Raw genomic sequence first — 23,629 nt, forward strand, 5'->3', positions numbered from 1 at the left:
ACATTTTAGCGTTGCCGATTCATACATCAAATCAGCAACGCTAAAAATCTTGTATTTCAGTCCTATTTATCTAACTTCTTGCATCATTGTCGTTAAGCCCAAATAACCGCCTTGTAAACCGGAGGCTTTCTAGCCCGCACGCGACCCGGGAACGCAGAGAAATCAATTTCAAGTGATATACAAACTACGTTAAAACGCACTAAAAGGATTGCTTATCTATGATTCTGCTGGAAGCGTCGCTATCCAAAAAATTGCTCCGCTAACTTTAGCAGCTTGCTTAATATTTCTTTTTTCGGGACGTTTAAATATTTTTCTTCCCCAGTTTTTGAGATTATTTTCCATTAGGTAAGCAAAATATGCGATATCTCCAATAAAACGCATATTCTTAGTTACTCCATTACCCATAGCAAACATAGAGCGAAATGCACTATAGCCCTTTTCTGGCCATACATATTTAATCTCAAAACCTGCTTGAGTCAATAACTCAATTGCACCAAGAGGTGACATGTGAAAAAAGCTATTATCGTGCCAAGGCTCAAGAAATGAAACGTTTCCTAAATAGTAACCACCAGGTTTTAATACCCTGGCTATTTCCTGAACTACTAAATGAGGACATGCTAAATGCTCTGTTACCGCAGCAGAATATATTACATCAAGCTGATTATCTCCAAAAGGTAAAGAATGGGCATCGCAAAGAATATCTGGGCCACCAAATTTTTGCAACCAATCATGTACTCGGGTTTTTGAAATGTCAACGCCAATATATTGATGACCTTTTTGCACAAACCATTCTCGCATTTGCCCGCCACCACAACCAATTTCTAAAACTTTCTGATTGGCGGGTAATTCGTTGATAACTTTGAACTGAGCCGGTTCTAAATGATAGGGAAGTTTATCGCTGACTTTTACTGAAGGAGGATAATTAAAGTATTCTTGAAGCTTTTGTTCTTCTATTACCGCTCTATTAGCACTAAACTCAAACTGAACTGTTCTACTAAAATTTGGATCGAATAATTTTGGAGTTCCACTATCTTCTGCGAATTCTAATCCACAATTATCGCATTTGATAGTAGAGTTTAAAGGACTTTTACATCCAGGACAGGCTAAAACGTCAACTAATTTTGGCTTTGCTAAAGTATGTATCATATTCGTCCTTGGTAGATGAACTGCTAATGTAGAATCTATTTGAACAACTTGCTTTGCAATCAAAGAAGGTTTACCTATAGAAGATAACGTCAAATAGATTCAATTATTTATTAATACCCTGATGCAATTTTGGTGATATTTTGCTTCTGCTTGCTAGTATCTAAATTTGGTTGCGAGTTTAAGGTTTCATCGAAAATTTCGATAATCCTGTCTACTTTTGAGTCCCAATCAAAGTAGTTGGTGAGAATTCTTTTTGGACCTGCTTCTCCCATTTGAAGACGTAGTTCTGGCTCTGTTGCAAGCTTAATCATCGCTTCCGAAAATCCATTTACAAAAGCTTTGATGGAAGTTGGCTCTACCCAAATACCGCAGTCGGGATGTAGCGTATTTGCGGGTCCAGCCCATTTTGTGGCAATGACAGGTAAACCTAAAGCCATTGCTTCCAAAACTGCATTACCACCAGCTTCTCGTAAGGAAGGCATTACAAATACATCACATTCACAAGCTAATTTCGATGCTTCTTCGCGTTTTAACCAGCCTCGAAAAATAACGTTATTTTCTAAGCCTAAATCGGCAACTTGCTTTTCTAAATCTGAACGAACTTCTCCATCCCCAACTAATTCTAAAACAGCGTTTGTTTTGTCGGCAACTGATTTAAAAGCATCAATTAAAAAATCAATTCCTTTCCAATCAACAAAACGCCCTATATACACAAAATGAACTGGTTCGTCCGGGTTTCTATGGGGCTGTTCTCTAGGTTGCCAAACATCTAAATCTACACCACATTCTATAACCTGATGGATCTTTCCCTTACATCCAATCGGTAAAGATTTTCTAGTTTGAGGATTGGCAACAATTAAGGTTTCAGCTTTTAGTTTACCAGGTACAAATCTATGTAAAACATTGGAAAAAATTCTTCCCAAAGTAACCGATAAGTTAGCGAACTTAGAATCCATGTACCGGAAAGCAGGAGGAAAATCAACTCCACCAGCTAAAGGACCTATAACTACCGGTACGCCAAGGTTATACATGAAATTTAAACCTTTGGGAGTAATTGGTGAAGGCTGAAAGACTATATCAATATCTTGTTTAGCAATCAATTCTTTTACCAATTTCTTGGCTTGGATTTGAGTAATCCAATGCACTACTTGTAAGAAAATTAAATCCTCGATTCTATAAGGAAACAGTTTACCCAGTCGCCAGACAAAATTTTGCAGCCCGCTATCTTCTATAAAATGAAATCTATTAAAATCTTCGTCATCGGGAAACTCTTGGCGAAGTTCGTCTCTAACCCTTGCATGACAGACTATTTGTAAATCAACTCCCCGCTCTTTAAATAAATGAAAATAGTAGAGATTTTTGCCCGACTCACCACCCATACGTCGGGATACGTTCTCCGCTACTAATATGACTCGCAATGGTTTTTCAGTTTGATGCAATTTTCCCATGATGCTAATATATTGCTCCGAAATAAGTTAACTAACTACGGCTTTTTCAGCAAAATATTGCTTGATATTTGCTTTAGATCTTAATAGAAAGTTTTATGTATTACCTAACCTATATCAAAAACTAATAGCTTATGATTGATTAAAAGTTTAAAACAGATTGAATTGGGATTCCAAAACCGAGAGAATATCTGATGTACAGAAATAATGCCAGAACTGCTATATAAAAGATAGTTGCTTGAATATCTTGCGTAATACAAGAGAGTTTTTCCCGCCAGAGTCCGTATAAATTGACGCAATATAATGGTAAATCGCCAAATGCGATCGCTAAAATTGCGCCTATCAAGCCAAAGCGATAATATGCCAGTGGCAATCCGAACCCAATCATTACAAATCGAGCCAAGTTACTTTGAGCTAAATACAGAGGTTTACCAATTGCTAACAAAGCAGGGCTAATCGTATAAAAAAGTAACGAAAACCAAATACCAGCGCACAGAAGCGGCATCATCCAGGTTGCTTGGATGTACCTATCGTCATAAAGCGTACCAATCACTAAATCCCCTACAGTCACTAAAGCCGCCAAACCAACAGCACAACCCATCAACAAAAATTTACGCTGTTTGATGATTTTGGCTCTAAGAGTTTTACGAGGTAGTTCGGTTTGATTGGAAATCGTGGGAAAAATCACTTTATAGCTAAGTTGCTTAATCACCTGACGAGGTAAATTAGCCAAAGTATAAGCAATGGTATAAATCCCCAACATCTGGAAAGAAAGCAATTTACCTAAGATTAAACGGTCGCTCTGCTCGGATGCAAACATTAGAGCCGACGACATAAACATCCATTTACCGAAAGACAAAATCTCTTTGACTGCATCTTTATCCCAGGTGAAACGATTTCTATATTCAGGTATTAAAAAATGGCTGCCGAACATTTTGTATACAGCACCCAACACAACTCCAAATGCCAAAGCCGCAATACTGGGATTAAAGGAAGCCCAAGCAACTAAACTGAATAAGGTAAATACTTGAACGCTTAAATCAAATAAGGTGGATCTCCTTACGTCTATCCGACGCATCAGAGTTAAGATACTCGTCGAACTAAACCCATCCAATACTGAAGACGCGCCCACAATCGGTACTAACCAAAGCAGACGACTTTCTTCATAAAATGAGGCAACTGGAAAGGTCAGTATTAAACACAACAACCAAACTACCCAGCCCCGAATTACTTGTAAAGTCCAAGCAGTGTTTAAAAAAGCAGGATCTTCACCGCGCTTGCTATTAACAATACTTTGAGAAATTCCTATATCAGAGAATAACTCTATACCTAGCCTTAAGGTATTTACAACAGCCATTAAACCGAAAAACTCTGGAACTAGTAAACGAGTCAGGATTAAGTTACCGCCAAAACGAACCACCTGACTCATTCCGTAACCCGCTATTGTCCAGAATGCGCCCCGGTAAGCAAGCTTTTTTAAAGATGTCATAACTATTTCAAATACCCGTGCTATTTCAAAGCTGAATCAGTTAACCGAGGAAATTTTGGTCAATAATCCTATTTAATGTAAGCCAATATCATCACATACTCCTGCGGAAAACAATCCACTTAGACTATCAACTGAGAACACTTTAAATACCAAAAAGCTATCTACTTATCACCATTGCGATTCTAGTCAGATAACAACCACTAAACTATTACAACCTTTAGGGTTAGTTAATCCTCATCGAATCATACTTATTACTTCAAATGGCAACAGATACAAAGGAATTTTGCATTAAACACATTTAAAACTTGATGTAAATATACAGGACGACCATTTAATTATATTTACACAATCTTTAAACACTTGAAACAATAGCATAATCTTTTTTCAAAGTAAAATGGTTTTTTGTGGTTTAAATATGAATTTTATATATAGAGAAAAATTTTTTTTTAAAGTTATTGTAAAGATTGTCGGCACATTGGCATAGAAATTTTCTTTTCATCGAGTAAAAAAGTATTGAAAGTCAGATGTTTAAGCAATTATTTCAATCTCAAAATGCGATAGTAGCTAATAGTCTATTTAAGTGCTTAAATTTTAAACGAGTATGTTTCCCCTTTTTAATGAACGTGTCTGTGAAGATATACGTGTTATCAATTTAGGCGCTTCCTATAAAGATAAACACAGTAATTCTTTACAGAACTCAAGCGCATTGTTGCCGAAGTTTTTATAGCCCAGCTAAAAAGGCTTTATAGAATTTTGCGGAAAATCTTTTCATTATTTTACGGCTTCAACAGCCACAAATAACAAAGTTTGTTAGTGTTTTGCGCTTTTAAATATGGCAACCTCCAAACAAAAATTTTCGTAAATCAACTCAAAGAGCAGATTCAGCGTTATAGGCTGCATTTACGAATTAAAAAGTGTTAATTGATACTTATTTCAGCGACGGGTTCCATTTAACAACATATTCAAACCCTTCATAGTTCATTTTTAGTTAATTAAATTTGATCGCGATTATGGATGCATCAGTTTTATCTCGTACTTCAACCAAAAACCAAAAAATTCACTTTAACTTTGTCGATAGCTTACGTGGAATTGGGGCTATCTGGGTAGTTTTATACCATATATATGCAACAAAAAGATTAGTAGAATTAAGTGCAATATTACCGGATTGGTTAGAAAATATTACCTTTAAATGGGGAAGTCTAGGTGTTGCTATCTTCTTTGTTTTAAGCGGATTTGTAATTGCACATTCCTTACGTAATGCAACGATTAGCCCATTGTATGTGGGTCGTTTCTCCTTACGTCGTTTAATCAGACTAAGCCCTCCATACTATGTAGCAATTCTTCTGGCTTTAGGATTTGCTCTATTCTCATCTGTGGTAAAAAATGAAGCCTTCGCGCCGATGAATCAGTCCTTTTCCACGGGAAGATTTATCGCACATTTATTTTACGTGCATGAATTTTTCGGGTTTAAACCTTTTGATAATATTTATTGGACTTTAAATCTAGAGATTCAGTTTTATCTCGTATTCTGTGCTTTGCTTGGTTTAGCGCAATGGGTGAATAAATCCAGCCAGAAAGCATGGGGAAAGGCAATAGTCTTTGTGCCTGCGGCAATTTTTGCGGTTGCTTATCCCTTGGGTATACTGCCAGATAACGGATTGGGGGCGTTGTTCTTTTTCCCTTTGTATTACGGTTTTCTGTTGGGGATATTTGCTTATTGGTGCTGGCAAGATAATCTCAAATCTATCTATTTCTACCTTTATGCAGCGATTGTATTAGCGGGGGGAATAGTTCAATCTTCAGGCTTTACAGTAACCTGCGTAGTCGTTTCTATGCTCTTGTTAGAAGTAGGTAGAGCTTCTAAGATGCAGGATTTATTGAACTGGAAGGCTTTAAAATTTTTAGGACGTATTTCTTACAGTCTCTATCTGACTCACAACGTCGTAGTTGGTACGATTTTATTTTTAGGGTTTAAAGTTTTAGGAGCTAGCATAGTTACCGAACTTATCTGTGTGACTGTAGCAGTATTTGCTAGTCTTGTTTTTGGTACGGCAATCTGCGAATTTGTAGAAAAACCAGCCATTAAATTAAGTCGCAAAATCAAGCTTGTTAAAAGTGTGGAGGCGATTAAAGCATGAAAATACTGATTACTGGAGCATCTGGATTTCTAGGTAAATATGTAGTCGCCGAAGCATTGCGACGAGGTTTTCAAGTCAGTGCCGCAATCAGGCATACTTCCGACGAAAAACGTTTACCTTGGCGTAATCATCCAAATTTAGAATTAATTCGTATCGATTTAATTCAATCGCAAGGGCTACAAGATGCTTTAACCCGAATAGATACTGTAGTACATTTAGCAGCAGCCAAGCAGGGTAACTACGATACGCAATATGCAAATACAGTTACCGCTACCGACAATTTACTCAAAGCAATTGCAGCAGCAAAGATTAAAAGGTTGGTAGCGATAAGTACATTTAGCGTATTCGACTACTTGAATATATCTGACGGTGAAATTATTAACGAAAATTCGCCCATCGATAGCAATCCCTCCTATCGAGATGTTTACGCCCAAACCAAGCTGCTCCAAGAAAGCCTATTTCGAGAATTTGAACAGAGAAATCAGGGAAAAGTCACAATTCTACGTCCGGGGATAGTTTACGGAAGAAACAATCTATGGAACGCTCATTTGGGAGTAAACGTCAAAAATCGTTTGTGGATTCGTATTGGTGGAAATGCTCTGCTTCCGCTTACTTATGTAGAAAACTGCGCCCAAGCAATAGTTAATGCTTGCGAGCATCAAGAAGCAATCGGCAAGACTTTGAATATTGTTGATAACGATTTACCAACCCAAAAAGTTTATACCGATAAAATTTTAAAGCTGCTACCGCGTCAACCTTCCACAGTTGGCATCGATTGGAGCCTTATGCGTTTATTATCTCGTAGCGCTTGGTTTTCCAATAAAATGCTATTTTTAGGAAAACTGAAGCTACCAGGTATTTTTGTACCAGCCAAACTGGAAGCCCGATTCAAACCATTTCAATATAGTAACCAAAATGCTCGAAAGGTACTGAATTGGCAGCCGTTATATTCTTTAGATGAAGCTTTAAAGCGTAGCTGTAGCGATGTAGATTTACTTTCAGATACAGCAAACGGGACTAAAGTAACTTCCTGATCGCAAGAAGTTGAGATGAAGAAAGCCGAGGAGGGAAAATTTATAATTATCTCCTCTGCTGTCTTTAAACTAAAAATTTTCATGGTTAATTCCTAACTAATAATTTAATAAACCAAATATCAAATTCCGAATTTAAAATTATGCGTATTGCTTACCTGACGGGAGAATATCCCAGAGCTACAGATACTTTTATTCAACGTGAAGTTGCCGCACTTCGCCAACAAGGAGCAGAAATACATACATTTTCTATACGCCCTACCGGTGAAGAGCATATGGTGGGGAAAGAACAAAAACAAGAGCGAAGTCAAACTTTTTATATTCTGCCTCCAAGCCCTTTGAAATTAGCAAGAGCGCATTTTAATTTATTAATTGCTTCGCCAAAAAGATATTTACAAGCACTGAAATTAGCTTACTCAACCAGATTGCATGGATTGCGGGGAAATCTTTATCAATTGTTTTACTTTTTGGAAGCGGGTATCTTAGCTCAAGAGATTAACAAAAGACAAATTCCTCACCTGCACAACCATTTCGGAGATTCTAGCTGTAGCGTTGCCATGTTAGCAGCAGAATTAGGAGGCTTTAGCTATAGTTTTACATTACACGGTCCCTATATCTTCTTCCAGCCGTATCATTGGAGACTAGACGAAAAAATTAATCAAGCATTATTTGTAAGTTGCATTAGTAACTACTGTCGCAGCCAAGGAATGATATTTGCACCCTTTGAAAAATGGAATAAAATGCAGATCGTTCACTGCGGCATAGACCCAAAATTATTTAAACCAGTATCTCATCAAGGGAAAGGGCATCGTCTGCTCTATGTCGGTAGGCTGTCTGCTGCCAAGGGTTTACCGATACTTTTAGAAAGTTTAGTTGATTTGAAACAACGCCATCAGGATGTCATATTAACAGTAGTTGGTGACGGTAGCGATCGCGCTGCTTTAGAGCAGATGACTGCTGATTTTGGATTGGCGGAGAATGTAAATTTTGTTGGCTATAAGTCGCAAGCAGAAGTGCGTGAATACTTTGAACAAACAGATGTATTTGTTTTATCCAGCTTTGCCGAGGGAGTGCCTGTAGTCTTAATGGAAGCAATGGCGGCAGGGGTTCCGGTAGTCGCTCCACAAATCGCCGGAATCAGCGAACTCGTAGAACACAACGTCAGCGGCTATATCGTACCCGCAGGTGATAAAACACATTTAGCCCAAAGCATAGAAAAATTATTGAACGACGGCGAGTTAAGAACTGAATTCGGAACCGCAGGAAGAAATAAAGTAGAAAAAGAATTCAATATAAATTTAGAAGCTAAAAAGCTCTACCAGATAATGAGTAAAGCATTGCATCCAGCCGAGCAGTTAACCACAACCAGCAAACAGTTATCAAAGATTAGCGGTGTTTGAGAGGCTTTGTCTTTTATCCAGGGATGAGGAAGAGGAAGAGGGAGTGAGGGAGTGAGGGAGGGAGGGAGTGAGGGAGTGAGGAAATTCTTTTCTCCCCATTACCCCATTACCCCATCACTTCGTAAGCTATTCCCAATTACCAATTACCAATTACCAATTACCAATTACCAATTCCTACTTTGCCCAATCCATAGGCTCCACAGAATCAAACGAAGTAGTCATTTTATAGGGAGAGCCAGTTTCTAAAGAATTTTGGATTGCCAAGACAATTTCGTTGTTGTGCAGCGAAAATCGAGATGACAGCCTGCAAGGACGATTTTCCATAATCGCATCAGCCATTTCTGCTACACCACGACAAAAATCCATTTGCTGTGCGCCTCTATATCCAAATTTCGGCGCTTTCTTCACTAAACGATACCTTTGCTTCCAAACACCTTCAAGCCTTTTACGTCCAATTGTCAGGCTGCGACGGATATAAACTGGCGCTCCATAAAACCAACAGTCATCAATGCCAAGTATGCCGTCATCTCCAATAATTTTTAAAGAATGGTCGTGAGGTGCGACAATACTACAGGTTAATCTCGCAACTACTCCAGAAGCGAATTTAATACAAGCCACAGAAAAATCTGGAGCATCAACTTCTACTGGTAAATCAGTTTTCTTATCCGGGATTAAACAAGACGAAAAAGCAGAAACGGTTTGAGCAGGACCAAAAAAAGCCGTCAGCCAATTTACATAATATCCCGCATGTTCTAAAGTACAGCCTACTTCAAATTCATCTTTATAAGGCCAAGGCGTACCAGATTCGCTCAACCACTTTTGATAAGGCATTTGATGAACTAGCCCATCATCCATTTCCGCGTAGACTACCCGAACTTTCCCTACCTTGTTTTCCCGCAATGCTTTCCATATAGTTTGGGCGCTTTCACTCAATAAACTACATGGTGCGGAGGAAAGATATAAACCTTTAGCTTCAGCAATATCTACCAACTCTTTCGCTTGCTCCATTTCCATAGCGAAAGGCTTTTCGGAATAAACGTGCTTCCCAGCTTCCAAACAAGCTTTGGAAACTTCATAATGACTGCGGGGATTAGTCAAATTTAATACTATGTCAACCTTATCATCCGCAAGCAAATCGCTAAGGCTGTCATAAATATGAGAAATATTATAGTATTTAGAAAATTTAGTAGCGCGATCGCTAACTTTATCCAAAACTCCCACTAGCTTCAACTGCGGATGCATCGAGAGAGTTTTTAAGTAATAATCGGCAACATAACCACAACCAACAATAGCAATAGATTTATAGGACAAATTACTTTTATTGCCATTTTGGTTGGCTGAATATGTGGGGTTTTTTACAGAGTTCGCATCCGTCTTTCTAACTAAGTTAGAAATTTTAAACACATTTTTAAGCAGCATAGACTCTTATTGATGATTTGCGAGTATTCTTTGTTCCTAGCATCTAACTCTTATGAACTAACTGCCGCACTTTTATATTCAACAATGGCGCGTTTCTTTCCCAATAATCGAGATAGATGAAACTGAATCTGACCTATAAGTCCAGGGAATTTGTCCAGAACACAGAATAGACCGTAAAACAATCCATCCACGGGAGTAACTCCCTTAGTTCTGGCATATTTATATACGCGAGAAAATAATATACTATAAGCCACAAAAAGTAAAATTATACTTATACCTCCAGTAAACCACGCAGCAATAAAGGCTAATAAGGGTAATATTAAACCCCAAACCCAAATTCTGCGACTTTCTTTAATCCAGTGTTTTTCCGGAGGTTTACCGTGCAGCCAAGCCCCTTCGGCGTAAGCATGTCCGTTACGAACCGAACGCTTCCACCATTGGTTGAAATGCATTATTTGAGCATCATGTAAAGTCATTTCAGCGTCAATACGCATGATTGTGCCGCCAGCTTGACGCAAGCGCACGCATAATTCTGGTTCTTCTCCGGCAATTAAACTTGGATTAAAACCCCCAACCTGTTTTAAAGCGTTGACGCGCATCATCGCGTCACCACCACAGGCTTGTGCTTCGCCTACAGGCGTATCCCATTCAATATCGCACAATCGATTGTAAACAGAATTTGTCGGAAATTCTTCCCTTCTCCTTCCGCAAACGACTACAACTTCAGGTTTCGCATCTAATACCTTGACAGCTTTTTCTAGCCATCCTTCAACTACCAAACAATCTCCATCAACAAATTGAACAAATTCAGTGTATGGTTCTATTTTAAGTAGATATTCAAAACCTTCATTTCTTGCCCGTGCAGCAGTAAAAGGAATCGATAAATCTAGCTCGACAACGTTAGCGCCGAGGCTACGGGCTAAATCTACGCTGCCATCATTAGAGCCAGAATCAACATAAACAACCGTTTTTACCTGCTCCAGTACAGATAATAGACATTGTTTGAGACGATTTCCTTCATTACGTCCAATTACAACTACCCCGATTGAATTCACTCCCATTCTCCTTCTTATTTCTAGATATTTGTCAAAGCTTATTAGTGGCAGGAATCCCATTCCCCAAAGGAGTGGAGAATAGTGCAAGATATGAATTAAAACTGATAAGTTGCACCATGCTCGCAAAAACCGATTTTTGCTGATTGCACTATGTAAGAATTATGTTTTTACAAAAATAAACCCGGTTTCATTGGGGCAGATTCAAATTCGTGGCTTTAAATGAATCTAACCAGCTTGAAAAGGTTTGTAAGCTGCGTAGGACTTTTCTAGTAATAATTTTCGTTCTACATAAAACTCGCTGTCGGGGAACAGCTCGCGCATCCGATTTCTAGACAGCACTCTCGTACCTCTTACCATTTCAGTCCAAACTGGCAATTTCTTCTCCCATCTCTGATGTAAATTTTGCCGCATGAATTCCGGCAGTAACCAATAACCAATAACGCCAGTATGAGGTTCAATCGGCCAATAATCGCTAGGAGTCTGTACCCAATAACCTTTAGCCAAGCGAATCACTTCTGATGCAAAATCAGCTTGCTTTGATTCATCTCCTACATGTTCGATAACGGAATTACTAAATACAATATCAAAGGATTTATCTGAAAAAGTATTGATTAAATTGGTGGCATCCCCTTCAACCAGGGTATATTTGCCAAACTTTCCGGTGCTTTTATAAGAACCTGGTAGATTAACTAAAGTCACATCAAAATTATGGTCAAACCACTTCCACATTGGGAGATGTCCTCCCAAATCAATAATTCTTGCGTTCGACGGCGGTTTAACTAAAGCCAGAAACTGCTTCATCCGTTCTAAACGCCAAGACTTACCAAATGAATTGTGTTTTGCCCACTCCGACGCTTTGGCGTAAGCTACATGCATTGTTCTCTCGTTTGTTGTTTATAATTGAATATTTTTTGATATTTATAACTGGTAGAAGCACCAATTATCCAGGCTAAAGCTAATATCGGTATCTTCGATACTTGCGCTTCAATCTTGATTTTTTAAAGTTTTGATGCTGATTTTCATTTAGTGTCTTTTGTGGTTTCCTCTGAGGCACGGAAAGAGCAGTCGCCACAAATAAAACCCAATATATATTAGCCAAACGTAAAAGATAGCTTTCCATAATGTTATTTAGACCTAAAAATAACAGAAAAGCCAAAGGCCAAATTTCTTCAGGGCTTTTGGCAGCATAAGCTCTTTTTAATGCCTTTGCAAAAGCCACTATAAAACTAAATGAGAACAGTGCTAAACCTATTAACCCTACATCAAGAGCAAAGTCTAAATAGCCATTATGACCGTGAGGTGCAACAAATTGACTTGAAAGGGTGCCGCCAACAATTGCAGGATATTTAGTTCCTGGTGCCCAAAAGGCTCCACGACCGTACCCCAACCAAGGTCTTTCCATAATGAATTTAATCATCATACCCCACATTGGCGTTCTTCCGGTCAAAGTCGGGTCTTTTCCCATACCTCCTAAAAGTGCCGACCAGTTAGTTAAAATGAAAGTCCCAACTATTCCTACTACTAATACCGTTAAGTCTAAATAAACTACAGATATTTTCCCTTGCCAGCGAAAAGTGCGATAAAAAACTAACATTATTCCCAGCAAAACGCAGACAACCATTGCTGTCTTAGAAGTAGAAAGTACAATTACTGATAAAGGTAAACACAGCCCCAACCATTTATAAAAACTTCTTTTCGGATTATCTACAGGTAATAGAAAAAATGACAGCGAGCCAATAAGCATCATGCTGCCAAGAGTATTTTTATAATCGTAAATTCCCTTCCAAGAGCCAGGATGGTCGGCTCCATGTTTACCAATTGAAGGAATTCCTAAAGCGAATATTAAAGTTAATACAGAACCTATGCCGAAAGTCCAAGCAACTAGCTTGACTTGCTCTCTTAAAGTGTAACGCGAAGCAAAATACAATGCGAATGTAGTCATTTGCCATACTTCACGACCTACAAGGGAAGTATAGGTTGGTATATCCGACCAAATGTAGGAACATAAAATTAATACTACTAATATCCATAGCACTAGATCTCTAGAAGCAACCGTTAAAGATTTTCGCCAGCGAAGTAAAACTAAAACAGTCGAACCGACCCAAATAAAGTATCTAATAGAAGTAATAATATATGCTGGAATAATACCTGGAGTTGGTGGAGTTGAGGCTTGGTTCCCTCCTACTAATAGTCCTCCAGAAAAAAAAGTCAAAGCTAAAACCGCAAACCATTTTTCAGCTATTTCTAAATACTTAGAATTCATATTTATTAGCTAAATCAATTATAGAAATGAGTTGGAACATATGGTGAGGTATCATATTTTCTACTACCGATTGAACGCATTTGCGAACTATATTCAAGTAGTGCCAGATAAATATACTACCTATCATATTTAATCTGGTGAACTAATGATAGTAGATCCACCATATTAATTTTGATGAGCAATGAAAGAAATATATTCTTCAACTCCTCAAAACTAATACGGTTGACTCTAATATCCTGCACATTTGTATCCCCTGAACCCTTAGCTGAATAGCAGAAGCTTTGCTCTTGAACTAAAACTAAACTAAGTATTTACAGAATCTCTTTGCGTGCGAACCCATGCTTTTTGACGCTTAACTAAAAATTGAAAGTAAAGCGGAATTTTCCACAAAATGTACAAAGGAACGCTTAAAAGCTGGGATAAAGGTAAATCGCTACGTCCAAACTTTGCCCAAGCCGATATTATTGCGAGGAAAAGTAAGCTTCCGGCTAAAACTAAGATAGTCGTCGGCAACCATATCCCTAATAACAATGACGTTATCAAGGAAAAACTGGTCATTCCCAACCAAGCAATTACCAGTAGTGATAAAGGCGGCACGCACAAATCCAAAGCACTAATCAACAAATCAAGTCGTCTTTGTTTGACTGCTTCTTTTAACAGCAAAGGAATATAGGTTAACAACGTTTGTAAATGCCCGTGTTCCCATCTGGTTCTTTGTCCTCTAGCCGCTTGTACTTCTTGCGGTAAATATCCGGTGACATTTGACTGGGGACAAAAAACTGCTGGATAACCAGCCAAGCTTAAATCAAAGCCTAGTTTCATATCTTCCACAATATCGCCGCTAGCAATATCAACAGAATTAATTACCTCCCAAGGAAAAGCCATCCCTGTTCCAGTTAATAAACAAGGTTGTCCCAACTGACTTAACCCATAAGGACGAACTAAATTTTTAACCTTGAAAGCAAATGTTGAAATCAATGCTTTAGGACTAGAATTATCCGATTTGGCCATCAAATAAGTTGCTTGTACCGGTTTCCCCGTAGCTAAAGCCTTTTGAGTTACCCGCTCTACAGCACCTTTAGCAACTAAACAGTCAGCATCAACAAATACGACTACATCTGGCGGTTGAGACTTGAGATAATTCAATCCATAGTCGAGGGCGTATCCTTTACCTCTGAGATTGGTATTTTCACGTTCGATAACTTTAACACCAGTAGAGCGAGCAATGTCCGCAGTAGCATCCGTGCAATTATCGGCAACTACGACTATATCTTGTGAATTATTTAACTTTGCTTTTAAATCTTCTAAGGTCGAACGAATTACAAGCTCTTCGTCATGAGCGGGAATTAAAACTTTAAAATTGATATCTTTAGCTTCTTTCCATTGCTTGTTTTTAGCTGGAACAATCGGTAGCAATGCAGTCATAGACTCAGTAAAAAGTATGCCGCACAAAATAAACAATCCACCAGCAATAACTAATAAAACACTGTTAAGAAATCCAATTATCATTGCTTACACCCTTTATCGCTTTTACCAATCAAAATTTTTCTATTCGAGCAGTTCCAATAAACTTGTTAAGAACAATAATCTCTATATTCATACCTCTCAAGGTTGCAACTTCTAGCTAGCAAGTTTTAAATACCTGTGGGTTAAACTGCTAAATCATAAATCTCTAAAATCCGGTCGATTTTACGTTCCCAGTCAAAATATTGCCGTACCCTTTCTTTGCCAGCATTACCTAATTGGGATCGCAATTGTGGAAATTGGGCTAGTTTATCCATAGCGTTAACCAATCCATCTACTAAAGCTTCTCTAGAGGTGGGTTCTATCAAAATGCCGCAATCTCCATTCAAATAATCTGCCGGACCTCCCCATTTTGTAGCAATCACCGGTATCCCCACTGCCATCGCTTCTAAAACTACTGCACCTCCACATTCCAAAAGACTGGGAAGAACTAAAACATCAGCTTTTTTTAAATTTTGTGCACATTGCTTTTGAGGGAGCCATCCAGAAAAAGTTACCTTTTTACTTAAACCTAATTGTGAGGTTTGAGCTTCTAAAAGGTTTCTTTGCTTACCATCGCCAATAATTTCCAGACATACGTTCGCAGAAGATGCTACTACGCTGAAGGCTTCTAAAAGTAGATCCACGGCTTTCCAATCAACCAATCGACCGACGAAAACAAATCGAGTTTCTTGTTCTAAATCAAAGTGGACTTGTTTCATACTGTGCCATACAGATAAATCCACACCGTTTTCTACTAAATTTAAAACGGTTCCATTATTGCCCCGAGGCAATGCTTGCTTGGTGCGTTCGTTAGCAACAAGTAATATCTTGGCTTGAAGTTTTCCAGGTATGAGACGATTACCAAAATCAGATAATTTGCGTCCCTTGGAGACCATTAAATCAACAAACCAATTATGACGAGAGTTGAACCCAGGAGGATATTCAATCGCACCATTCATCGGACCAATAACAACAGGTGCCCACACATCAAACATCACAGACGGAAATTTCGGCGATACCGGAATCGGTTCGTGGACTACATCTATATTGTTTTGCCTAACAAGTTGACGTACAAGCCGACGCTGGATGCTTTGGGTATATAAATGACTGATTAAATCAGTCGTTATTAGCGCCAATCTTCGAGGTAATAAATCTCCCAAACGCCATAATAGCTGGTGTATCCAGTTATCCGTTACAAAATGTATACGACCGTCTTCTTGGGGAAAAAGCGATTCAAGTTCGTCTTGAGTGCGTCCATGAACTACTAACCAAGTATCGATTTGACGTTTTCTCAGCAATCTAAAGTAGTTTAGGGGTAAAAATGCTTCACCGCCATATTTAGCAGAGGCATGTTCGGCGACAATCAAAACTCGCATCCTTGTATTCACCTCTTTTTTCAATTTATTCTTGACTTGCCATCGACTGAGTTCGTTTCAGTGCCAACCCAAATTTCAACAAAATCTATTTTATAATTCAGATTAGAAAATAAATTTTTCAGAGAGAAAATCCGATTTATCTCATATTCAGGTCGCGATTGTTAAACTTGAAAGAGGTAGTAGAGGCAAATTTCCATCCCAACTTTCAAATCGAAGACAATCAGCACAAAACTCAGCTATTCAATGGAAATAGACAGTAAAATACTAAAACCGACATTGACTACTCGTACATAGTTTATCCTTTACCATCCTCTTTACTTACCTTAGACTTGATAACAGTAGCAGGTATACCCACTGCGGTTGCTCCGTCAGGAATATCCCGTAAAACAACTGCATTAGCACCAATTGCTGCCCCATCTCCAACCGAGATATCGCCAAAAATCTTCGCGCCTGCCCCTACATTGACTCTTTTTCCCAGCTTTGGAGCCTCCATAGGACGATCCAAATAGCGATTACCCAAGGTTACACCTTGACGAATAATCGAATCATCGCCAATCGCGGAGCATCCATGAACCACTATCCCACTTTGATGTTCGATAATTACCCGTCGTCCCAATCGAGCGGTAAATGGTATTTCAATTCCGTAACCATTACGAATCTTCCGAAACATCATTTTATATAACACACTAAAAGGCGATCGCAGTATCTTGGAGTTAATTGTCATTCGCCAAACTCCGAAGCGATAAACCGCTATTGCTCGAAATCCCGGTCTAGTCCAATCTTTGCCGTGAGCAATCCAGTCTTCCTTTAACTGCTGCCATAAACTTAAATCTTCTTCTTTTAGTACCAATCCCCTGCTATCGGCTGCTCTGTTCAGTTGGGCACTCATGTTTATATCTCAATTTTTAAATAAGTAATGAACGATTTGCACAAGTTAAGCAATTGGGAAGAAACACGAACGAATATAGACTAACAAGATGGCTGCAAAATTTTTCACTTCAAGCTCCTAACCCCTCTACAGATGTAATTTTGCCACATCTCCACAGTTCCTAACTCAAATCTTCTCTGACTAAGAGAAATCCAAGAAATACAATTTCCCACCATTTTACAAATATTCCGTTCTGGATAAAACCTTATGCATGGGGGTGTCGCCCCCTAAGAGCGACACCAACGGTGGGACATTTGACTATCTATAAGTACCTACGGCTAAGAACGCACCGCCTCCTCATCGACTTTCTCAATGCTAGATTCGGAATGAGGATTGTTGTAGTAGAAATAATTATTAGGCTCGTACTTGACATTTACGCCATTAGCCACAATTCCCAAAACATTAGCTTCAGACCTTTCCACAAGAGACTTTGCAGCCGCAGCACTTGCTGAATTAACTTTCCCCGGTCTAACTACCACCAAAGCCCCATCTACCATCTGTGATAGCACTGCGGCTTCTGCGGTTCCTACTAAGCTAGGAGCATCAAAAATAATACAGTCATATGTCTGGGAAAGCATTTCTATAAAGTTAGTCATCCGCTCTGAATCAATTAATGCTAAAGGATTAGGCGGCATGACTCCAGATGTCAGCACCGACAAATTATCGGTTACTTTCTGTACTGCACTTTCAAAATCATTTTCACCAACCATCACGTTACTCAATCCTATAGAGTTAATTAAACCCCAAAGATGATGCTGGGATGGGTTGTACATATCTGCATCAACTAAAAGCACTTTCCGCCCGACTTGAGCGGTTACTACTGCTAAATTAGCCGCGACTTCTGTTTTTCCTTCCTTGGCAACGGAACTTGTTACAGCAATAGAACGAACTTTCTTATCCAAGCTAATAAATTTCAAATTAGCCTGAAGCATTTGATAAGCTTCATGAATTACCGTGCGCGGCGTTGTTGCAACTATCACTCGCCTGGAAACCTCAGAATTAGAATATTCTTCGGAAGTTAAGCTCGTATCGCTTGTTTCAAACTTGGGAATAAAGCCCAGTACTGTATATCCAAACAGCGCTTCTGCTTCCTTAACCGTTTTCAGTCTTCTATCAATCAAATCGACAAAGAATGCAGCTGCAACACCAAGCAACAATCCAGCGAATATACCACCTGCTGTAATCCCCAACTTCCTTTTCGCAGCTCGAGGGCTTGGATAGGCATCGGCATATTCAATAATGCGAGCGTTACCTACTGTTTGATTTTCCGCAACTCTAATCTCTTGCAGCCTTGTCAGTAGATTTTCTAATGTACCGCGTGCCACATCTAACTGCCGCTCTCTTTCTCTGAGTTGTTTTTCTAAATTCGGCAGAATATTAGCTCGATCGCGGAATAAATTTCTTTGTTGTTCTAAAGCTTCTATTTTTTCACCTAAACCCAAGCGCTGGGCTTGAATTTCAATCAACTCGGAAGTCAAATCTTGCTTGATTCTCCCCATCTGCAACCTGCTGGGTGCAATTTGTGGCTGATATCCCAGTACATCCCTAGTTCTTTGTTTTAATAAGGCTTTTAATTTAGTTTCTTTCTGCTGTTTATCAATAATATCTGGATGTGATTCCGTTAACCGGGTTGTTAAAGTCGCTAATTCCGACTGAACTTTCTGTAACTCTCTTAAAACTTCTTGGACTGCGGGTACTTGAGAAGAGGTAATATCTAGAGCTAAATTCCCAGGTAAATTTAATTGAGTGCGTAACTCAGATTCTCTTGCTTTTAAATCTGCTAATCCAGAACGAGCTTGGTTTAACTCGTCATTGAGTTTATTTATTGTTAAAACAGTACCAGCAGTTTCCTGCTCTAAATCAATAATCCCATTCTTGGCTTTAAAACCGCGTAAATTTTCAGCCTTTTCTTCCAAATTCTTCCGTGCTTGAGGAATTTGTTTTTGAATAAATTCGCCCGCAGCACTGGCTTCTAAACGGTTAACGTTAATATTGTTCTTTATAAAAGATTTCATCACCTGATTGATTATCTTTTTAGCCAATTCAGGTTTTTCGGAAATATAAGATACTTTCAGTACGTCAGTACCTAAAACTGCTTCTGCTTTGAGGTTAATTGAATTCGGACTCCAAGATTCTCCATCCTTATGTTTTAAGTCTAAAGAATCAATCACTTCTTGTTTGAGCGGAGTTGATTCTACTAATAAAGCTTGAGTATCTAGAGGATTAAACTCACGTTTTAAAGCTTCTAAGTCTCCTATCTTTTCTCCCGCCCCGGTAAGAGAAGATGTGCGGTTTGATTGAAACAGCAGCTTTCCACTAGCTTCGTAAGCAGGCTTCTGAACCGAAACAGCAAACATTGCTAATCCCGCGAAGGTCGCAAATACTCCTGCTGATACCAACCACCGGCGCTTTAAAACTATTAAATATTTTTGTACATCTATCTCTTCTGGATAGTTGCTATTTTCCATAGTTCGTGATACTAGCGTATGTTTACTTCAAGAAGAACAATAAATACAAAAATAACAAGTCGTAATTACTTGCTATTTTTCTTTATTTAAGACAAATTTTGCCTCATTTCTACATTTTCTTTAAACCTCTTACTACAGAAAGAATATTGTTAGTTTGACTCCGTTTAGCTTTCGACCACGGATTTCTATATAGTTGAAAGCGTTGTTTGCAAACTAAATAAATGAATGGAATTGAATCCATCAAATATCTTTTCCAAAGCCGTTTCGGCTCGCTCAACAGCCTGTACAGCCATTCTAAACCTACTTCACTCATCCATTTAGGGGAGCGTTTGATATTCCCAGCCTCAAAGTTAATCGTTGCTCCAATTGCCAAGAATATTTTCACCTTGTGCAAAGATTTTCTATGTTTAGCAACCCACATTTCCTGCTTGGGGGCACCAACTCCAATGGCCAAGACAGTAGCATCTGAAGAATTAATCAGATCGATAATTTTTTGACATTCTTGCTCATCTTTTTCAAAACCGAAAGGAGGCGAGTAAGTATCAATAATCATATTTCTACCTACTTTAGAATTTATGTTTCTCCTTGCAGTTTCAGCAATTCCTTCTTGAGCGCCAAGCAAAAAAATTTTTATCCTTTCGTCATTTCTATAATGGGCATAAAAAGCTGGAAACAAATCGGAACCAGAAATTTTTTCCTGTATGGGTGTTCCTAAAAAATGAGATACATACATTAATATTTTGCTGTCGCAAACTCGGTATTCTGCATCCTGATAAACTCCATAAAAATCACGGTCTCTCTGCAACTTCATCAAATGGTCTACGTTGGGGGTTACTACGAGACCACCACTTTGCAATTTCTCTAACAATTCGCTCATCGCGACATTGTTGATGTTTACGTTCAGCAACTGCACCTGTGTCATCACCTGTATCCAAACAGCAGTAATACGTTTAAAATAAAGTGTCTATCAATGACTAGCCAGGGGAGGCCAATAAATAGGGAAACTCAGTTAACACTAATACAAAATTCACAGAAAATTTAGAAATTTAGCCAAACGCGAGGTTAGAATCCGAGTATCTTAGGGTTATGGTGTCAGGCAATTAGATTAATCTACCGACAACTAAAAATAGACACCCGCTTTTAGCATCTGAGGCTAAAACTATCCAATTAACCATTACCAATTTCTCCTGCCGGGAAGTATCTACTTACCCAAAATTTTACCCTTTATATATACGCAAACATATTTTTGTATTTTAAAACACGTATGCGTAAGCAGGGCTTAATTTTTTGATTAGAAATGTGAGTGGAATATTGCATAGCTTTCAACTATTCTCTGTGTATAGAAAGAAGGTACCGTACTTCCAGGTTCGGTACTATAGTTCTTCTAAAATATTTAGCCAGGGGTCATTTAAAAGCATTTAAACCAAAATAATTTTTTTTGAAAAACTATTGAAATCGAGACAAAATATGGCGGTTAATTTCGATTTCTTCATTTTTTCACGAACAAACTTTAATATAACTTCAATTGGAATAATTTAAACCAATTACTATAAAGTTAGCGTGTAGAAGCCATTCTCTACAGTAAAGAAATTGTAAAGCTACCGTGAAAGCTCGTAAAAAAATATTGATATTGAGTCGAGTCTGGGGTTTTTTTCAATATTTCATCGTATTTTCCCCTATACCTAAGTGAAATCCACGCCCTGGTTTCTACTGGCCTATATTTGTACCAGCAAGTCATCAAATTTGAATACAGGGTCATAATCTAATGGAATATTAGTTATGACTTGATATTCATCCAAAGCAAAATATTTAGTATTTTTTCAACTTTAATAAATTTTGGTCTTCGAGCTGGTGAAAACCTTTCTGGGCTAATATTTTACTTCTAATCTCGCTATATCTATTAATTAAAACGAAGCTACATAATTAACCTATCCCTCTAACGGAATACTTACATAAAATTCCTGATTACGTTTTATTAATTGCTATAAAATTATATAGTTGTATAAAAAATCATCTGATTCATTTTCGTGGTGCGGGCTTTAGCATTTATCTCACGAAGATTATACTAGCCCGCACTTCAAAAAAATAATCCAATCAATTGAGATTTTTCAGCTAAAATCTAATCTTTAGCGGTTGTCTCTAAGCCATTTGACAATACCATCAGCAAGTGTTCGGGCTAATTTTTTTTGCTGTTTTGGATTGTTTACCCACTCAAATTCTTCTGGATTACTCATAAAACCTAGCTCTAATAATAGTGATGGCGCAGCTTCTGGGCGGGTAAGAGCTAAATTGTTCCAAAATACGCCATAAGAAGGTCTATCTAACTTTTTCACTAGATAATTATGTAGATATATCGCCAAACTATGAGCTTGTGGATGATACCAAAACATGCCAATACCCTTAGTATTTTCCGCATCACCGTAATCCGGTAAAGCATTGTAATGAACTGACAGTGCTAAGGTAGGTTCTTCTCTTGCAATTATTTTTTGGCGATCGCCTAAAGATACAAACTTGTCAACTTCGCGCGTCATCACTACCGTTGCGCCTTTTTTTTCTAACTCTTGCCGCAGTAGCTTAGATACGGTTAAGTTAACATCTTTTTCTGGTAAACCAGTTGGCCCAACAGCCCCTAATTCTTTACCACCGTGTCCGGGATCGATTAGAATTTTGATTCCAGATAAGGGTTTGCGTCTGCTGCGACGTAATTCGGGAGCATGACGTAACTTTAACTTTAAAGTTGTGCCTTCATATCCCAACTTATATCCCCACTGCTGGTTTTTCTTTAAATTGAAAATATATTGGACTGCACCTGAATTTACTCCTGGGGATGGAGGTATTTGCTGCCAATCCATGCGGGATATAAATGGATTGTCATTAAATGGAATAGTGTCTGTTTGGGCAGTAGTATTGTGCAACGTTAAAGTCAACTTGTCTGACTCCTGTTTGACGCTGACAGGAACCGGAGTTTGTAAAGGAAAATTAACTAAAGTTGAATCCTGCGATTGACTAGAAGCAACGCTGCGAATAATAGTATTGGGAACAATCGCATTTGGTAAAGCAACAGTTTCCGAACTTTTTATCCAAGCACCATAGTCCAGACGCAACCACTCACCAGTTTTTCCCGTTACAGCCGAACGTGTACCCTTGGGTAATGGCGTTAGTCTAGAATAATTAGTAGAAGGACCAGTGCGAGCCACACCAAACTCGGCACTTACTTCCACAACCGGTAAATTGCTCGGTTGTAAAACGGTAATTTTTCCAGGGGCTTCTTGAGTTATTGTTTGTGAATTAAGCGTTAGCTGATATTTTGGTGTTGCTAATTGATTAGCTTCTGCCATAGTACAGCCAGAATATTCGCTCTTTGTAGCATTTTGCGGTTGATTGGTTCCCGTTAAAGCCGCTAAGTTACTTGGTAACTGTGCCTGCGGTGGTTGGAGGACAAGAGGAACCCGTTTATTGTCACCAAAATTTACGGATACTGTAGCGCTTGGGGGTGCGATCGCGCTAAAACATATTAGTTCTCCTGGGAGTCTAGCAATATCAACTTTCGGAGTTAAAGAATCTTTAGCGAAGTTTAACCCTTGAGGTACTTCGGGTTGGGTACTGGTTCTGATTACTTTGATCTCAACTTGTTGGTCCGAATGTCGTATTGTAAATGTGTTCTCTCCTATTTGCAGGGGAAAACTAGGTGCAAAATGACCGGATTGGGAACGAGTAATTGACTTACCATTTATTAAAACCTGTCCGGTTGGTGGAGCCGTACCAATGAAAAAGATTTTATCTGACGTTGTTTTGTGGTTTGTCGGGGGATAAACCACTTTCAGGGGTTGTTCTTGTGCCCAAGCTAAATTGGGAGTTGCTATGGAAGCTAATACTACGAATCCTAATAATGGTTTCACGTCTGTAGTTTACAACAAGATTCTCAACATTTACTGTGGCACAATGACGGGATGTAATTTTTAGAA

General features: G+C 38.6%; 16 protein-coding genes. 3 read left to right on the plus strand and 13 right to left on the minus strand.

What is annotated here, in order from left to right; all coding sequences use genetic code 11:
* Positions 1-216: 216 nt before the first annotated feature.
* The 3 genes from RIV7116_RS18535 to RIV7116_RS18545 all read right to left on the minus strand — a co-directional run bounded on the left by RIV7116_RS18535 (position 217) and on the right by RIV7116_RS18545 (position 4,080).
* Positions 217-1,239, minus strand: a complete 1,023-nt coding sequence (locus RIV7116_RS18535) for a methyltransferase domain-containing protein (RefSeq protein WP_157229299.1) — start codon at positions 1,237-1,239, stop codon at positions 217-219.
* Positions 1,240-1,256: 17 nt separating this feature from the next.
* The gene (locus RIV7116_RS18540; protein WP_015119840.1) at positions 1,257-2,594 is read right to left on the minus strand and encodes a glycosyltransferase family 4 protein; all 1,338 of its coding nucleotides are present in this window, start codon (positions 2,592-2,594) and stop codon (positions 1,257-1,259) included.
* Between the two features lie 139 nt (positions 2,595-2,733).
* On the minus strand, positions 2,734-4,080 hold the full coding sequence (locus tag RIV7116_RS18545; protein ID WP_015119841.1) for an oligosaccharide flippase family protein: 1,347 nt from the start codon (positions 4,078-4,080) through the stop codon (positions 2,734-2,736).
* 1,010 nt (positions 4,081-5,090) lie between these two features.
* On the opposite strand from RIV7116_RS18545, the gene RIV7116_RS18550 reads away from it, so the two are divergent.
* The 3 genes from RIV7116_RS18550 to RIV7116_RS18560 all read left to right on the plus strand — a co-directional run bounded on the left by RIV7116_RS18550 (position 5,091) and on the right by RIV7116_RS18560 (position 8,649).
* Complete coding sequence (locus RIV7116_RS18550) at positions 5,091-6,218, plus strand: acyltransferase (RefSeq protein ID WP_015119842.1); 1,128 nt, start codon at positions 5,091-5,093, stop codon at positions 6,216-6,218.
* Entirely contained in the window at positions 6,215-7,252 is a 1,038-nt protein-coding gene (locus RIV7116_RS18555) for an NAD(P)-dependent oxidoreductase (RefSeq protein WP_015119843.1), read from the plus strand. Before RIV7116_RS18550 ends, RIV7116_RS18555 begins: the two co-directional genes overlap by 4 nt.
* Positions 7,253-7,392: 140 nt before the next feature.
* Positions 7,393-8,649: a glycosyltransferase family 4 protein gene (locus tag RIV7116_RS18560; protein WP_015119844.1), complete on the plus strand. Its 1,257-nt coding sequence runs from the start codon at positions 7,393-7,395 to the stop codon at positions 8,647-8,649.
* A 174-nt stretch (positions 8,650-8,823) separates the two neighbouring features.
* Here the strand turns inward: RIV7116_RS18560 and RIV7116_RS18565 are convergent, their stop codons facing one another.
* The 10 genes from RIV7116_RS18565 to RIV7116_RS18610 form a co-directional block, all read right to left on the minus strand.
* Entirely contained in the window at positions 8,824-10,068 is a 1,245-nt protein-coding gene (locus RIV7116_RS18565) for a Gfo/Idh/MocA family protein (RefSeq protein WP_015119845.1), read from the minus strand.
* Positions 10,069-10,118: 50 nt separating this feature from the next.
* Positions 10,119-11,123, minus strand: a complete 1,005-nt coding sequence (locus RIV7116_RS18570; RefSeq protein ID WP_015119846.1) for a glycosyltransferase family 2 protein — start codon at positions 11,121-11,123, stop codon at positions 10,119-10,121.
* A 225-nt stretch (positions 11,124-11,348) separates the two neighbouring features.
* Positions 11,349-11,999 carry a methyltransferase domain-containing protein gene (locus RIV7116_RS18575; protein ID WP_015119847.1) on the minus strand — a complete coding sequence of 217 codons (651 nt, stop codon included), beginning with the start codon at positions 11,997-11,999 and terminating at the stop codon, positions 11,349-11,351.
* A 79-nt stretch (positions 12,000-12,078) separates the two neighbouring features.
* Positions 12,079-13,386 carry an O-antigen ligase gene (locus RIV7116_RS18580; protein WP_015119848.1) on the minus strand — a complete coding sequence of 436 codons (1,308 nt, stop codon included), beginning with the start codon at positions 13,384-13,386 and terminating at the stop codon, positions 12,079-12,081.
* A 303-nt stretch (positions 13,387-13,689) separates the two neighbouring features.
* Positions 13,690-14,895, minus strand: a complete 1,206-nt coding sequence (locus tag RIV7116_RS18585) for a glycosyltransferase family 2 protein (protein WP_015119849.1) — start codon at positions 14,893-14,895, stop codon at positions 13,690-13,692.
* 140 nt (positions 14,896-15,035) lie between these two features.
* Positions 15,036-16,268 (minus strand): glycosyltransferase family 4 protein, encoded by a 1,233-nt coding sequence (locus RIV7116_RS18590; RefSeq protein ID WP_015119850.1) that lies wholly within the window; start codon positions 16,266-16,268, stop codon positions 15,036-15,038.
* A 295-nt stretch (positions 16,269-16,563) separates the two neighbouring features.
* Positions 16,564-17,157 (minus strand): serine O-acetyltransferase, encoded by a 594-nt coding sequence (locus RIV7116_RS18595; protein WP_015119851.1) that lies wholly within the window; start codon positions 17,155-17,157, stop codon positions 16,564-16,566.
* A 317-nt stretch (positions 17,158-17,474) separates the two neighbouring features.
* Positions 17,475-19,664 carry a polysaccharide biosynthesis tyrosine autokinase gene (locus RIV7116_RS18600; protein WP_015119852.1) on the minus strand — a complete coding sequence of 730 codons (2,190 nt, stop codon included), beginning with the start codon at positions 19,662-19,664 and terminating at the stop codon, positions 17,475-17,477.
* Positions 19,665-19,773: 109 nt separating this feature from the next.
* A complete protein-coding gene (locus tag RIV7116_RS18605; RefSeq protein ID WP_015119853.1) occupies positions 19,774-20,586 on the minus strand; it encodes a WecB/TagA/CpsF family glycosyltransferase in 813 nt (270 codons plus the stop codon).
* A gap of 1,204 nt (positions 20,587-21,790) precedes the next feature.
* A complete protein-coding gene (locus tag RIV7116_RS18610; protein ID WP_015119854.1) occupies positions 21,791-23,563 on the minus strand; it encodes an N-acetylmuramoyl-L-alanine amidase in 1,773 nt (590 codons plus the stop codon).
* Between the last annotated feature and the right edge of the window lie 66 nt (positions 23,564-23,629).

The sequence above is a fragment of the Rivularia sp. PCC 7116 genome, from assembly GCF_000316665.1.
Classification (GTDB): Bacteria; Cyanobacteriota; Cyanobacteriia; order Cyanobacteriales; family Nostocaceae; genus Rivularia.

What these genes read in the sequence shown, in the direction of transcription:
- RIV7116_RS18585 (WP_015119849.1), bottom strand. Translation starts at nt 14,895, where the DNA reads ATGATAATTGGATTTCTTAACAGTGTTTTATTAGTTATTGCTGGTGGA.
- RIV7116_RS18565 (WP_015119845.1), bottom strand. Translation starts at nt 10,068, where the DNA reads ATGCTGCTTAAAAATGTGTTTAAAATTTCTAACTTAGTTAGAAAGACG.
- RIV7116_RS18545 (WP_015119841.1), bottom strand. Translation starts at nt 4,080, where the DNA reads ATGACATCTTTAAAAAAGCTTGCTTACCGGGGCGCATTCTGGACAATA.
- RIV7116_RS18550 (WP_015119842.1), top strand. Translation starts at nt 5,091, where the DNA reads ATGGATGCATCAGTTTTATCTCGTACTTCAACCAAAAACCAAAAAATT.
- RIV7116_RS18540 (WP_015119840.1), bottom strand. Translation starts at nt 2,594, where the DNA reads ATGGGAAAATTGCATCAAACTGAAAAACCATTGCGAGTCATATTAGTA.
- RIV7116_RS18590 (WP_015119850.1), bottom strand. Translation starts at nt 16,268, where the DNA reads ATGCGAGTTTTGATTGTCGCCGAACATGCCTCTGCTAAATATGGCGGT.
- RIV7116_RS18605 (WP_015119853.1), bottom strand. Translation starts at nt 20,586, where the DNA reads ATGACACAGGTGCAGTTGCTGAACGTAAACATCAACAATGTCGCGATG.
- RIV7116_RS18580 (WP_015119848.1), bottom strand. Translation starts at nt 13,386, where the DNA reads ATGAATTCTAAGTATTTAGAAATAGCTGAAAAATGGTTTGCGGTTTTA.
- RIV7116_RS18560 (WP_015119844.1), top strand. Translation starts at nt 7,393, where the DNA reads ATGCGTATTGCTTACCTGACGGGAGAATATCCCAGAGCTACAGATACT.
- RIV7116_RS18555 (WP_015119843.1), top strand. Translation starts at nt 6,215, where the DNA reads ATGAAAATACTGATTACTGGAGCATCTGGATTTCTAGGTAAATATGTA.
- RIV7116_RS18575 (WP_015119847.1), bottom strand. Translation starts at nt 11,999, where the DNA reads ATGCATGTAGCTTACGCCAAAGCGTCGGAGTGGGCAAAACACAATTCA.
- RIV7116_RS18600 (WP_015119852.1), bottom strand. Translation starts at nt 19,664, where the DNA reads ATGGAAAATAGCAACTATCCAGAAGAGATAGATGTACAAAAATATTTA.
- RIV7116_RS18595 (WP_015119851.1), bottom strand. Translation starts at nt 17,157, where the DNA reads ATGAGTGCCCAACTGAACAGAGCAGCCGATAGCAGGGGATTGGTACTA.